This window comes from Paenibacillus violae (genome assembly GCF_032461945.1).
Classification (GTDB): Bacteria; Bacillota; Bacilli; order Paenibacillales; family NBRC-103111; genus Paenibacillus_E; species Paenibacillus_E violae.
Genome location: NZ_JAWCUD010000006.1, coordinates 265,418 through 279,331 on the forward strand (window position 1 = coordinate 265,418; position 13,914 = coordinate 279,331).

Here is a 13,914-nt window from a genome sequence, read left to right on the forward strand (position 1 = left end):
GATGATTAAAGTGCAGCAGCTTTCCCAAAGCTTTCATGAACGGCCGGTACTTGGAAATATAAGCTTTGAGGTCCAACACGGTGAGTTTTTTGGCATTATTGGGCCAAATGGCAGCGGGAAATCGACGTTACTACGCCTTCTTTCCGGGATTGATCCGGTTAAAAAAGGTTCAGTAGAGCTGGAGGGTCGCCCGACGTCGGCCTATTCACGAAAGGAACTGGCCAGATGGCTGGCGGTTTTGCAGCAAGATGCACTGCCGCCAGTTGGATTCACGATTCGCGAGGTCGTGGAGATGGGCCGTTATCCTTTTCAGAATTGGCTTGGCGAGGATACCGTGGAAGCGGAGCAACTCATCGAAGCGATTATTCGGAAACTGCAGTTGGAACCGCTTGTTGAACGAACGATTGAGCGTCTCAGCGGAGGCGAGAGGCAACGGGTCGCGCTTGCGAAAGTCATGGCTCAGCAGCCGCGATTGCTTATGTTGGATGAGCCTACTACCTTTTTGGATATTGGGTATCAAGTACAGATGATGGATTATATTCGTGAATGGCAACGCGAGTCGCAGTTAACCGTTGTGGCGGTTCTGCATGACTTGAATTTGGCCGCGCAATATTGTACACGGTTAATGGTGATACATAACGGAGAATTGGCAGCGATTGGAACGCCTGATGAAATCATTACAAGCAAATTAATTACAGAGGTCTATGGAACAGAACCTATTGTTCTGCAGCACCCTGCGAACCAAGCACCACAGATTTTATTGCAGCCGGGAAAATAATGAACTTGATAACGGAGGAATGGATGATGAGTAATTTGCAAACGATGATCGATGCTATTGAGCCTATTCATGCAGATGTGGTGAAGCAGGCGAATGATCATTTGAATCAATTAACCAAACCACAGGGGAGCTTAGGCAAACTAGAAGATATTGCGCGACAAGTTGCCGGGATTACCGGTGAAGTGAAGCCGTTGTTTGATAAAAAAGCAGTCATTGTAATGGCTGGCGACCATGGTGTTTGTGAGGAAGGCATTAGCGCGTTCCCAGCGGAAGTCACGCCGCAGATGGTGCTGAACTTCCTTCATGGCGGTGCAGCGGTTAATGTGCTGGCCAGACATGCAGGGGCAGACGTTGTTTGCGTTGATATGGGAGTCAACGCGGATCTGGAGCATCCGAGCCTGGTTTCACGCAAGGTGAGAAAAGGATCGCGCAACATGGCGCGCGAAGCGGCGCTTACGTTAGATGAAACCGTACAAGCGATTGAAGCGGGCATCGAGTTAGTGGATGACCTGGCCCAGAAGGGTTATCGTCTTTTTGCGACCGGCGAAATGGGGATCGGCAACACAACGGCTAGCGCAGCGATTCTATGCGCATTGGGCGGTGTGGATGCTGAAATATCCGTAGGCCGCGGAACGGGCATTGACGACGCGAAATGGCTGCATAAGCGGTCGGTTGTCAACAAGGCGCTCCACGTGAACGGACTTCGTCCGGCGAAGGACAACGTGATCAGCACAAGCGGCGATTTCGCGCTTGAAGTGTTGAGCAAGGTCGGCGGATTGGAGATCGCCGGACTGGTTGGCGTGATTCTTGGCGCAGCGAAGAATCGGTGTCCGGTTGTCGTCGACGGCTACATCTCGTCGGCGGCAGCGCTCGTGGCGAGCCGATTAGCCCCGCTAAGCGCGTCCTACATGCTCGCCTCGCACTTATCGCAGGAGCAGGGGCATGCGAAGATGCTCGAGGCTGTAGGCCTCTCTGCGATGCTGCAAATGGATATGCGCCTGGGCGAAGGAACAGGCGCGGTGCTTGTCTTTAACTTGATCGAAGCCGCAGGCAAGATCATGCGAGAGATGGCGACATTCGAAAGCGCAGGCGTGTCACGGGAGTAGACAGCAGGAGAAGGAGGCGAAGGCGCCATGGCGGTTTTGGTAACGGGCGGCGCGCGCAGCGGCAAGAGCTCTTTCGCGGAGAAGCTCGCGATGCATGGCAGCGAGCGGGGAGTCTATATCGCGACCTCCCACATCTACGATGAGGAAATGAGGGAGCGGGTCCGTCTGCACCAGCAGACGAGGATCCGTTCGGGGTATCCATGGGATACCCGGGAGGAGCCGTTTCGGCTGTGCGAGCTCTTGCAGCAGCTGGACGAGAGCGGTGAAGAGGCGGTTGTTCTGGTCGATTGCTTAACACTTTGGTTAAGCAACTGGCTGCTCCAGTATGAAGGTGAGCAGGACGCTTCCACCTTGGTGATGAAGCAGGTTGAGCAACTGGTGAATACAGTGTCAGGTTACCGTGGACGTGGACAGCTCATCATGGTAACGAATGAAGTCGGAGACGGCATTGTGCCGGAATACCCGCTTGGCCGCAGCTTCCGCGATTTGGCCGGAAGAATGAACCAGCGCTTAGCTGAGGTGTGCGAGCAGGTATTCCTGGTAACGGTCGGGATCCCTATTGAGCTGAAAAGCATGGCTTACCGGCTGGATGGATATAAGCAGTCTTAGAGGATGGAATGAATGGTGCGGTGATGATTCATGTGGATTTATTCCTGGCAGGAGATCGTCAGTATGACGGCTGCTGCCATTGTACTAGATTGGCTCATTGGCGATCCGAGATGGCCGACACACCCCGTTATTCTTATCGGGCGTTGGATTCGCTGGATGGAGGGGTTGTTGCGGAGTAAAAATGACTCCCCCTCCAATGAAAAATTCAAAGGAGTACTGCTTACAACTACTACTTTGATAATCAGCACGGGAAGTGTAGTCGTACTCGTGCTAGCCGCCCGTTCGGTTCATGAATGGCTCGGTTACGCCGTCTGTACGTGGTTGATTTCAACGACGATTGCGATCAAGGGACTCAAGGATGCCGCGTATCTCGTGTACAATCCGCTGCGCAAAGGAGAACTTGCCGACGCTCGCAAGTATACGGGTTACATCGTCGGCCGCGATACGGAAGCCTTGGACGAAGAAGAGCTAACGCGCGCGGTCGTGGAAACCGTGGCGGAGAACATCGTTGACGCGGTGATTTCGCCGCTCTTCTATGCGCTGATCGGCGGAGCGCCGCTCGCTATGCTGTACCGGGCATCGAATACACTGGATTCGATGGTCGGCTACCGAAATGACCGTTACCGTCATTTCGGCTGGGCGTCGGCCCGCTGGGACGACGCCATGAACTGGATCCCGGCCAGGCTGACCGGGATCCTGCTGATCCTCGTCGCCCTGCTGCAGCCGGGCCTCTCGGCGAAGCGCGCAGCGGCGGCGATACGCCGCTTCGCGCACCTGCACCCCAGCCCGAATAGCGGAATTCCGGAGTCGGCGGTCGCCGGGGCACTCGGAATTGAGCTTGGCGGGCTGAATATCTACGGCGGCGTAGCAAGCGAGCGCGCCCGCCTAGGCTGGCCGCTGCGTCCGCGGACGCAGCAAGATATTGTCTACGCCGTCAGGATGCTTTACGGCGTCAGCTTTGTAGTGATGGGAGGATTGCTGTGCATACTGCTCGTATTGTTCTAGATTGGCTGCGTGCTTGCATCGCAGCCTTTCAATTTCTAACACGTTTGCCGATTCCCGTGCAAATAACCTATACAGACCTTGTCTTTCGGCGCAGTGTGATCTTCTATCCGCTAGCCGGCGGCGTGATAGGTCTCCTGCTGCTTCTCGCGAGTGAAGGTCTAAGTCTGTTCCTTCCTCCACTTCCGGCAGCTGTGCTGCTTCTGGGACTTTGGGTGGTTTTAACAGGCGGGCTGCATCTGGATGGGCTAATGGATACCGCGGACGGTATCCTCAGCCACAGATCGCGCGAGCAAATGCTCGAAATCATGAAGGACAGCCGTGTTGGAGCGATGGGCGTCATTGTTGCCGTCCTTCATCTGCTGCTTAAGTTCGCGCTTCTCTACACGCTGTTGGAGTCCAATCAGTGGGATGGAGCCACTGGGATGAAGGGATACTTGCTGCTGGCGATTGTGCCTATTTGGAGCAGATGGTTTATGACGGCAGCCATTCAGGGGTGGCCATACGCGAGGAAAGAATCGGGCTTAGGCAGTTTTTTTCAGGGAGTAACAAAGTGGCATGTGGCCATCTCGTTAATAGTAGCTCTGTTTACAACTACGCTTTTTGTTTGTTTTAACGATGCAGGTTCGGATACATCCGTATGGCCTATCCCTATTTATTTTGCCTGTGCCACATGGTTGGCAGGATGGCTGATTGCGACTTACATCAGCCGTAAATTAGGGGGGCTGACCGGAGATACCTATGGTGCTTTGAACGAGCTGCTTGAAGCGATTCTCCTGCTTGGCGTCATTATTTGTGCAACACCCTAAAGAAAGGAGTGGAATTCATGTTAGAACGCTACGGACACGGAGGAGATCTCTGGACTGCTGAAGAAGCTTTTGGCCGGCCGAGAGATCAATTTCTTGATTTTAGCTCAAATATGAATCCGTTGGGTCCGCCTCCCGCTATTAGAGGAATCTGGATGGACGCCTGGAGAGACGTCGTGAAGTATCCAGATCCTGCGGTCCGCGAATTACGCCATAAGTTGGCTCAGAAATATAAAATCGAGATGGAGAGCATCTTGGTTGGCAATGGGGCGGCAGAGCTGATTGATTTGACAGCAAGGGTTCTGAAGCCAGCCGTGACGGGGCTTGCAAGGCCGTCATTCAGTGAATATGAGGAAGCGATTCACAAAACGGGCGGCAGGATTTACAATATCCCGCTGCGATCATCCCATCAGTTTGAGTTGCAACAGCCGGATGTGGAAGCCGCATTATCGGCAGTCGATCTCTTTTTCCTGGGCCACCCGAACAATCCGACAGGCCGGCTGCTTCCTCGCCACGTCGTAGAAAGTCTTCTAGAGAGTGGTCGCAGCTGTGTGCTCGATGAGGCGTTCATGGATTTTGTGCCTGATGAGCAGGAACACTCATTCCTTAAGCTGGCTTCAACGAGTCGGAAGCTCGTTGTTATTCGTTCGATGACGAAATTTTATTCGATTCCAGGAATTCGGCTAGGGTTTATGGTGGCGCACCCGGATTTGATTCGGGAAATCAGGCAGCAGCAAGTGCAGTGGAGCGTTAATTATTTGGCTCAGCGCATCGGTACGGCTGTACTTGAGGGTGAGGAGTTTGAGCTGGCGAGCCGTCATTGGCTGCAGGATGAGAAGGCGTGGCTCACTGGGCAGCTGCGGCAATTGGGCTTAGATGTAGTGCCTACGGATGTAAACTTTGTATTATTTTCTTTTCCTCCGGAACTGGGCTTAACGATAAAGCAAGCGCAAAAACATATGGGACAAATGGGGATTTTGATTAGAGACGCCTCACTGTTTGAAGGTTTGAACGAACAATATGGCCGAGTCGCTATTCGGCTTCGCGAAGATAATGAGCGGTTGATTGAAGGACTCCGGCAAACTGTGGCAGCTTTGGCACAGAATCGAGGTCGAACGCATGACTGAAGCCGCGACATTAATGATTCAAGGCACAGCTTCGGACGTTGGCAAAAGCATTCTTACGGCAGCATTATGCCGTATTCTCGTTCAGGATGGGTGGCAGACAGCCCCTTTTAAATCACAAAATATGTCGCTTAATTCCTACGTGACCTTTGACGGGAAAGAGATCGGAAGGGCTCAAGGCGTACAAGCTGATGCCTGCCGCATTTTAGCTACAACGGATATGAATCCAATTTTGCTTAAGCCGAAGCAGGATATGGTCGCTCAGGTGATTGTGCACGGCAAGCCATACTCTGATTTAGATGCAAGGACCTATCGGGAATCGTACCTGCCGAAGGCGGAAGCGATTGTCAAAGACGCCTTAGGCCGGCTGCGCAGCGAATATGAGATTGTAGTGCTGGAGGGAGCGGGAAGCCCTGCCGAAGTTAATCTGAAAGATCGCGACATCGTCAACATGCGTTTAGCCGGATGGGCGGACGCGCCTGTGCTTCTCGTCGCTGATATTGATCGCGGTGGTGTCTTTGCATCGATTGTAGGGACGCTGGAGATTTTGACGCCGGAAGAACGAGATCGTGTGAAGGGCTTTATTATCAACAAGTTCCGTGGGGATGTCAGTCTGCTGAAACCGGGATTGGATTGGTTGGAGGAAAAGACAGGGAAACCTGTGTTAGGCGTGATCCCCTATTTGACGCAGCTGGGCATTGAGGATGAAGATTCCGCTTCTTTGGATTCCAAACGCATGCAGAAAAGGGCTCAAAGCACGCCTGAGAAATCAAAGGATCAACTGGACGTTGCTGTGATTCGCTTACCTCGTCTATCTAATTTTACGGATTTTGATCCACTACAGGAAGAAAAGGATGTTCATTTCAGATACATTACCCATGTCTCCGATTGGGGGAGTCCCGACGTTGTCTTGCTCCCGGGAAGCAAAAATACGATGGATGATCTGCGGCATTTGAACGAGTCGGGCTTGGCGGCGCGCATCAAAGCGTTTGCGTTATCCGAAAATGGATGGGTCGTCGGCATTTGTGCGGGTTATCAGATGCTTGGCGTTAGGCTGCTTGATCCGCAGGGTTATGAATCCGATCATCCTGAGCTTGAGGGGATTGGGCTTTTGCCGACAGAGACCGTGTTTACCCCGGACAAACGTACGGTTCAAGTGAAGGGTAGTTCGTCGCTTTTTGCAGATGATGCTGATGCCAGCCGGATGTTTGAAATTGATGGGTATGAAATCCATATGGGGCGAACACGGTTTTTGGAAGATGTCGTCATGCCTTTTCAAATTAGAGCGTATACCAATGATGAGGCCATCGCCTCGGATAATGTGTTGCACGGAGACGGAGCAGCTGTGGAACAGGGACGTATTTGGGGGACTTATGTGCATGGCATTTTGCATAATGATGATTTTCGGAGAGCGTGGTTAAACCGGATTCGCAAAATGAAAGGGCTCACGCCTGTTAACGGGGGCTTGCGCTTCAAAGAACGCAGAGAGGCCGCGTTTGATAGGCTGGCTGACCATGTTAGAAGTCACTTGGATATGCAGCGCGTTTATGAGATGATGAAGGTATCACAGCCTTGTCAAAGGGAGGACGTCAAAGAATGAAAATTTATACTCGCACCGGGGATGCCGGACAGACAGGCGTAATTGGCGGTCGTGTGGATAAAGACGATGCTCGTGTTGAAGCATACGGTACGACGGATGAATTGAATTGTTATGTGGGCCAGGCAATGAGTTTTATGGACCCGGCCAAATATCCGGATCTCTTGCCGGATTTGCTCCAGGTGCAGCATGAGCTGTTCGATTGCGGGTCGGATCTTGCGCTCTTGAAGCAGGAGCTGCGCCCATACAAAGTTACTGCAGCAATGGTGGATGCGCTTGAGGCGTGGATCGATAAATACGATGCGGAAACGCCGGATATTACACGATTTATCTTGCCAGGCGGCGGAAGCGTGTCCTCTACGCTGCATGTATGCCGCACGGTTTGCCGCAGAGCGGAACGCAGGGTCGTCACGCTCGCACGCACACAGGAAATTAATCCGGAAGTACGCAGGTACTTGAACCGGCTGTCTGATTTGTTCTTTACGATTGCCCGCACAGCGAACCATCGCGAAGGGATTGCTGATGTGGAGTATGTACGCAGCGCCGAGGTGTTTAGACGTAAATCATGAGCTATTATGAACCGCTAGTATATATGGTGCCGCCTGAGGAGGAAGGTTTTATTCTGAAGACGGTGCTGCAAAAAAGATTGATGGTCTCACGCAAGCTGCTGTCCCGCATTAAATTGACGGAGCAAGGCATTACCGTGAATGGCGTCAGGCAGTACATTAATATTAAGGTGAAAGCAGGAGACCGTGTAGAGATCCGTATGGAGGAGGAAGCGTCCGAGGATATTTTGCCGCAAGACCTTCCTCTACATATTCTTCATGAAGATGAGCATCTGCTGATTCTGGCCAAAGACGCAGGGATCATCGTGCATCCCACACATGGACATTACGTGAATACGATTGCTAACGGCGTTGTGTATCACTGGCAGCAGGCTGGCATTACATGCCGTTTCCGCCCTGTGCATCGGCTGGATCAAGAAACATCCGGTGTATTGGCAATCGCTAAAACGCCATATGTGCACCAGCAAATATCCGAGCAGATGATTCAGCATCAGGTGAAGAAGGAATATTTGGCCTTTGTTTGGGGGCGTTTTGAGGAAGCGAAAGGAACGATTAATGAGCCTATCGACCGCGATCCCGAGCAACCGCATGTCCGTATCGTCACTCCGGAAGGTTACTCGGCTGTCACCCATTATGAAGTCGTGGAACAATATGCGCAGGCTGCTTTAGTTCGTATTTGGCTTGAGACTGGGAGAACGCACCAAATTCGTGTGCATATGCGGCACTTAGGTCACCCGTTAATCGGGGACAAAATGTATACATTGCCCGAATTTGAGACGAGCCCGGCAGCTGAAGAGGCTGGCAAGCGGCTGAACCGGCAGGCACTGCATGCTTTTAGGCTCGGCTTTGTTCATCCTGGGACAAGGGAATGGACGGAATTTAACGCTCCGCTTCCTGCAGATTTAGCCGGTTTACAAGCGTGGTTACAAAAAAATGACTAGTTTTACAAAAACCATCCAAATTTTAGGGTGGTTTTTGTTTGGAATAACTTGACTTTCCAATTAAATTAGCCCAAAATTTTAATTAATTATGGATTAGCTTCCCACATACATAAAGGAGTCCTTACATCATGAGAGTAAAAGTATATGGTTATGATAAATGCGGTACGTGCCGAGCAGCCCTGAAATGGTTAAAAGCGCATGACGTCGAAATCACGGAGAATGTTCCATTATTCGAGACGCCTCCTTCTGCGGGCGAGTTGTCCAAGCTGTTAAGTGACAGCGGGCTTGGCATCAAGAAGTTTTTTAACACCTCTGGTGAAGTGTACAAAGAAATGAATTTGAAAGATAAGCTCCCGGGCATGACGCAAGAGCAAATGTTGGAACTATTAGCTTCAAACGGCAGATTGATTAAACGCCCGATTGTGACAGATGGTGAGAAGGTTACGGTTGGCTTTAAGGAAGCTGAATTTGAGGAAGCATGGGCAAGGGGGTGAAGTGAGGTTGGATGAGAAACAGAAACCACCACGCAAAAAATCACCGCTAGCCATAGGCGGTTTCCTCGCGGTTTTGCTATCGCAAGGCAAGCTGCTTTTGGCGGCCTTAAAATTCGGCAAGGTCGGCGGGGCCGTCATATCGATGTTTATTACCATTTGGGCTTACGCTTATCTTGCGCCACTTCCTTTTGCCATTGGCATTGTGGTCATGATTCTGATACATGAACTTGGTCATGTTTTAGCGGCAAAGTTGAAAGGGCTTCCCGTCTCGGCGCCTGTTTTTATCCCTTTTCTAGGTGCATTGATAACAATGAAAAAAAATCCGACCGATGCAGCAACGGAAGCATTTATCGGTATCGGAGGGCCTATTCTCGGGACGTTAGGGGGCGTTGCTGCATTTGCACTAGGCATGTACGTGGATTCCCCTGTTATTGTTTCGGTAGCTTATGCTGCGTTTTACCTGAATTTAATTAATTTATTGCCGATTCATCCGCTTGATGGCGGTCGAATTGCAACTGCTGTCACCCGTTGGTTATGGATTGTTGGTTTAATTGGCGGTTTAGTCTTTATTTTTTATCTGGACCATTATGTTAATCAGCTTATTTTCTTTGCTATCTGGGCGATGTTTGCCTGGGATTTGTATAAGAAATACGTGAAATACAGGCATAAAGAGCAGTTAGTTTCCGTTTCCACCCGATTTGAATTTGCTGCCGAACATTTACTTCAGCAAGGGTATATGATCCCAGGTGAAAATCACACCCGCGATTTGGATTTTACGACGTATTCGGATTTACAGGGCGTAGGTGACGGCAGGCAAACGATTGTCATGTACTGGCAAGGAATTGGGTTTGAAGGACAGGCCTATTTGCCACAACAAGCCTTGATTCGAAGAGTACAGCTTGTCAAAGTAGACCGTTTGCAGAAAGAAAGCGGATTTTATCTAGGTCTGCAGGTACAGGTCGATTTTACACCTTTAGGTATTCAGGAGCGATATTATGAGGTTCCGGCCAAAACCCGTTGGAAATTCGGAGCAGCTTATTTCGGGCTCATTTTATTCTTACTTTATATGATAAGACTGGTTCATCAAGCAGGAATTATGGATTGACTGTTTAATACAACATAACGAGGATAACTATCATGACATTTATGGGATCAAAGCGGCTTAGCCAGCTAGGATCGGCTATTTTTTCGGAAGTGGCGGATTGGAAGAGAGAGGTTATGAACCAAGGGGTAGACGTCATAGATTTAGGTATAGGAAGTCCTGACCTACCGCCGTCCGAACGCATTATTGAAGCCATTACAGAGGCAGTGCGCAACCCGGCACACTATGGATATCCAACATCGGAAGGAAGCTTTGCCTTTCGTGAAGCGGTAGCTAGATGGTACCAGTTCCGATTTGGTGTAGAGCTTAATCCCGATAATGAAATTTTAACATTAATGGGTTCTCAAGATGGTCTTGCTCATTTGGCGCTTTCACTCTGTGATCCTGGGGACATTGCCATTGTTCCCGATCCAGGTTACCCCATATATTCGGCAAGTCTCGTGTTAGCGGGAGTTGAGCCTTACTTGCTACCCCTGCGAGCTGCAAATGATTTTTTGCCCCAATTAGATGACATCCCAGTAGACGTGGCTGCCAAAGCGAAATTCATCCTGTTAAACTATCCGAGCAATCCGTTGTCTGCTGTTGCAGATCGTGCTTTTTTTGAGCATTTGATAGCTTATGCCAAAAAGCATGAATTGCTTGTCGTACACGATCTAGCCTACTCTGAAATGGCATTTGACGGCTTTAAACCGATCAGCATTTTAGAGATCGAGGGCGCTAAGGAGGTTGCTGTCGAGTTTCATTCACTGTCCAAAAGCTTTAATATGGCAGGTTGTCGGATCGCGTTCCTAACTGGCAATGCGGCTGCGGTAAAAGCGCTGCGAACGCTTAAATCGAATATCGATTATGGCGTATTCGGAGCCATCCAAGCGGCCGGAATTGCAGCATTAGAGGAAGATATGGAGCACGATCATTCCGTAGCCGGCGTTTATGAAAGAAGACGAAATGTGTTTATTTCGGCTTTAGCAGATGCAGGTTGGAGGATACCGCCACCCAAGGCAACCATGTTTATCTGGGCACCCATTCCAAAAGGATGGACATCTCGACAAATTTCCCGGGAAATGCTGTTCCGTGCCGGCGTCGTTGTTATACCTGGAGACGCATTCGGAGCAGAAGGAGAAGGCTTTGTACGAATTGCTTTGGTGCAGGATGAAGCCAGATTACTTGAGGCGGCAAGACGCATAGGCGATTGGCTTCGAACCGTAGAATGAAAATTAGAGATTTTGGTAAAAATAGGAGAATGAGAGATATATGATTTTTTTGCACAAGAAGATTAAACCTTAATAGTTGAAAGGGGTAAGCATATGGACGCCATTTCCTCATTATCAGAGCTCTTAGCAGAGCAGAAGCCTTCATCGTATGTAGAAATTCCTGGAGTCTTGGGACAGACGTTTGGGCAAGCGACAATTGCAGCAACATTACCTATGAGCAAATTATTTTCACTCTATGAAGTTGATTTAGAAGTTCAGCGTGCGATTATTCCACGCAATCTTTCTAAATTGATTGATTATGTTAATCTGTACTTGGAAAATCGCCAACCGATCTATTTCCCGGGTATTATTTTCTCAGCAAGAGGTGCAGGTCAATATGACGATGAACAACAAGCGCTTCGTTTGCAACCGATTGAGAAGTTGTACGTGGTCGATGGCCAGCACAGACTGGCAGCTTTCCAACGTATTATGGAAACGTTGCAAAGCCAGATGGCACGTGCCAAAGACCGTCGGGAATACGAGAAGATGGAAGAGATCACAGAGAAGCTTCGCCGCTTGTATGCCTTCCCGATTTCCACGATGACGTATTTGGACATTAATGCTCGTCAAGAACGCCAACTGTTTTCGGACATTAACAAACTTCCTCGCAAGCTTGGCGGTAACTTGGCTGTGCTTCGGGATCAACGCAGATTTTACCATGTTGCTGCAACGGAGCTTGCTTCCAAAGCCCCAGCTATGCAAAAGCTGACTGTTGACATGTTCTCTGAACGCGGCAAATCGCCTGAGTATTTGTTCTCGTATCACTTGCTGATTGAAATTTTGGTTGCCTTGTTCGAAGGCAGAATGAAATCGGCAGCTCGGAATAACGGTTACCAATATGAGGACAAAGATCTTCAGGATCTGGTCTCTTTAGCGGGTACCTACTTTAACGGTTTGCTGAATTATTTGGATGCGCCGGCTAAAGGTGAAATCGTTTGGACTGAAAATATCCAAATCGCGCTTGCTTTGTTCATCCATGAAGAAGCTACGAAAACAGGCAAATTCAATCGTTATGCGCTTGAGCATGCTTTGAAAATACTTCCTCATGTAAATTGGAATGGGATTTATGCGGGAGACGAGAAGGATCGTTTACCTAGACGTACCCGGATCATGAAAGCTTATAATTTTATCAAGAATTTCTATACAGAGCAGAATGCTTTCCTAATCAGCGATAAGGAGGATGTGAGCTAATGGAAGGATTACGCCTCAAAATGACGATTCATCCGTTTTGCGAGAAATTCGGGCTTTCAACCGTAGCCTTGCGCGTTCAGGATTTGCTCAATTATACGATGATCGACCCTATGGTACAGCGGAAGTTAAGCAATATGCAAAGACGCAAAATCTCCACGTATCTGCAAGAACGTGAATTGGATCATGTCTTTTTCGGTCCGGTTACGCTTTCACTGCGTGAAGTGAATCAACTGTCCAAAGGCGAGAAAGAATTTTTGCTGAAACATGGTTCGAAGCTTTCTATTTTGGACGGACAGCATCGCATCCTAGCGCTTGGTTACGTGAATGAGCAAATGCAGAAGGAAGTTCGACGCTACGAGAAAAAGCTGGTGCTTCTGAAAATCAAACAGCGCAAGATGCCTGAAGATGCAGATATTAAGCAAGAAGTTGAAGAAACGGAAGGCACGATCAATCAACTTGAGAGCAGACGCCTTGATTTGATGGAGACACAGCTTGCCGTGCAAATCTACATTGGCTTAACGGAGGAAGAAGAGCAGCAGCTATTTGGCGATATCAACTCCAAAGTCCAGCTGGTGAGCAAAGAGCTTGGTCACTCTTTTGATTCTATTGATCCGCTTAATCTGGTTATTCAGCAGGTTGTTGATCATAACGTGTATCTCAAAGCTGTCGGCGTAGAGCGACGCAGCAATTTGACGTCGTTTAACCGTAATTTCACATGCTTCAGCTGGTTATATGCGACTGCAACCATGTTATTTTCGGGCAGAATGCAGCCGTCTTATGAGCTTCAGCGCAAGATTCGCCATGATCCTTCGACGTATGTGGAGATCCTGCACCAGTTCTTCAATACGTTATTACCGATGATGCCGGAGCAACCAGGTCTAGCGCAGTATACTTCAGCAAATCGGGTTATCCAAGAAAGCATCGCACTCTATTCGAACCGGTTCTTATTCCCGAACGGGCAATATAACGAGGAATGGACAGATTGTTTGCAAATTCTTGAAGGATTTGATTGGTCTCACGAGAATGAGGAATTGATTTATGTCTTCGGTGCATTGGATAACGGCAAAATCAACCTGATTCACGAAAAATCATTGAAAAAGCATGTAAAACTTGTACAATTCTTCCTCGAAGGCACAGAATCAGTGAATGCGTCGGAAGAAGAAGAGTCAACAGCTTAATAAGCTTGACCTAGTGCCTTTCTCTCTCAACGGAAGTTGTGAGAGGAAGGCTTTTTTGTTTTTTAATAACCCATAATCTACCATTATACGAAATATACGAATATCATCCATCATTCGTCTATACCAAAAAAGTTCACTAGAATACTATGTACTATAAAGATTGAAAGGAG

General features: G+C 49.1%; 14 protein-coding genes. All 14 read left to right on the top strand.

Features of this window, described 5'->3' with window-relative positions; genetic code table 11:
* The first annotated feature begins 1 nt into the window (after nucleotide 1).
* Entirely contained in the window at nucleotides 2–778 is a 777-nt protein-coding gene (locus RQP52_RS19085) for a heme ABC transporter ATP-binding protein (protein ID WP_315953333.1), read from the top strand.
* A 26-nt stretch (nucleotides 779–804) separates the two neighbouring features.
* Nucleotides 805–1,884 carry a nicotinate-nucleotide--dimethylbenzimidazole phosphoribosyltransferase gene (cobT, locus tag RQP52_RS19090; protein WP_315953334.1) on the top strand — a complete coding sequence of 360 codons (1,080 nt, stop codon included), beginning with the start codon at nucleotides 805–807 and terminating at the stop codon, nucleotides 1,882–1,884.
* 27 nt (nucleotides 1,885–1,911) lie between these two features.
* Complete coding sequence (gene cobU / locus RQP52_RS19095; RefSeq protein ID WP_315953335.1) at nucleotides 1,912–2,493, top strand: bifunctional adenosylcobinamide kinase/adenosylcobinamide-phosphate guanylyltransferase; 582 nt, start codon at nucleotides 1,912–1,914, stop codon at nucleotides 2,491–2,493.
* 30 nt (nucleotides 2,494–2,523) lie between these two features.
* Nucleotides 2,524–3,498, top strand: coding sequence for an adenosylcobinamide-phosphate synthase CbiB (cbiB, locus tag RQP52_RS19100; RefSeq protein WP_315953336.1), 975 nt, complete (start codon nucleotides 2,524–2,526; stop codon nucleotides 3,496–3,498).
* Nucleotides 3,474–4,304, top strand: a complete 831-nt coding sequence (gene cobS / locus RQP52_RS19105; RefSeq protein ID WP_315953337.1) for an adenosylcobinamide-GDP ribazoletransferase — start codon at nucleotides 3,474–3,476, stop codon at nucleotides 4,302–4,304. The genes cbiB and cobS overlap by 25 nt, the downstream gene beginning before the upstream one ends.
* 17 nt (nucleotides 4,305–4,321) lie before the next feature.
* On the top strand, nucleotides 4,322–5,428 hold the full coding sequence (cobD, locus tag RQP52_RS19110) for a threonine-phosphate decarboxylase CobD (protein ID WP_315953338.1): 1,107 nt from the start codon (nucleotides 4,322–4,324) through the stop codon (nucleotides 5,426–5,428).
* Entirely contained in the window at nucleotides 5,421–7,025 is a 1,605-nt protein-coding gene (locus RQP52_RS19115; protein WP_315953339.1) for a cobyric acid synthase, read from the top strand. Before cobD ends, RQP52_RS19115 begins: the two co-directional genes overlap by 8 nt.
* Nucleotides 7,022–7,591 (top strand): cob(I)yrinic acid a,c-diamide adenosyltransferase, encoded by a 570-nt coding sequence (locus RQP52_RS19120; RefSeq protein ID WP_127457300.1) that lies wholly within the window; start codon nucleotides 7,022–7,024, stop codon nucleotides 7,589–7,591. Before RQP52_RS19115 ends, RQP52_RS19120 begins: the two co-directional genes overlap by 4 nt.
* Nucleotides 7,588–8,529: an RluA family pseudouridine synthase gene (locus RQP52_RS19125; RefSeq protein WP_315953340.1), complete on the top strand. Its 942-nt coding sequence runs from the start codon at nucleotides 7,588–7,590 to the stop codon at nucleotides 8,527–8,529. Before RQP52_RS19120 ends, RQP52_RS19125 begins: the two co-directional genes overlap by 4 nt.
* Nucleotides 8,530–8,654: 125 nt before the next feature.
* Nucleotides 8,655–9,023, top strand: a complete 369-nt coding sequence (locus tag RQP52_RS19130) for an arsenate reductase family protein (protein WP_315953449.1) — start codon at nucleotides 8,655–8,657, stop codon at nucleotides 9,021–9,023.
* A gap of 7 nt (nucleotides 9,024–9,030) precedes the next feature.
* On the top strand, nucleotides 9,031–10,128 hold the full coding sequence (locus tag RQP52_RS19135) for a site-2 protease family protein (protein ID WP_315953341.1): 1,098 nt from the start codon (nucleotides 9,031–9,033) through the stop codon (nucleotides 10,126–10,128).
* Nucleotides 10,129–10,160: 32 nt separating this feature from the next.
* Nucleotides 10,161–11,336 (top strand): aminotransferase class I/II-fold pyridoxal phosphate-dependent enzyme, encoded by a 1,176-nt coding sequence (locus RQP52_RS19140; RefSeq protein WP_315953342.1) that lies wholly within the window; start codon nucleotides 10,161–10,163, stop codon nucleotides 11,334–11,336.
* Nucleotides 11,337–11,504: 168 nt separating this feature from the next.
* Nucleotides 11,505–12,566, top strand: a complete 1,062-nt coding sequence (locus tag RQP52_RS19145; RefSeq protein WP_315953343.1) for a DNA sulfur modification protein DndB — start codon at nucleotides 11,505–11,507, stop codon at nucleotides 12,564–12,566.
* Nucleotides 12,566–13,744 carry a DNA sulfur modification protein DndB gene (locus RQP52_RS19150; RefSeq protein ID WP_315953344.1) on the top strand — a complete coding sequence of 393 codons (1,179 nt, stop codon included), beginning with the start codon at nucleotides 12,566–12,568 and terminating at the stop codon, nucleotides 13,742–13,744. The genes RQP52_RS19145 and RQP52_RS19150 overlap by 1 nt, the downstream gene beginning before the upstream one ends.
* Nucleotides 13,745–13,914: the final 170 nt, after the last annotated feature.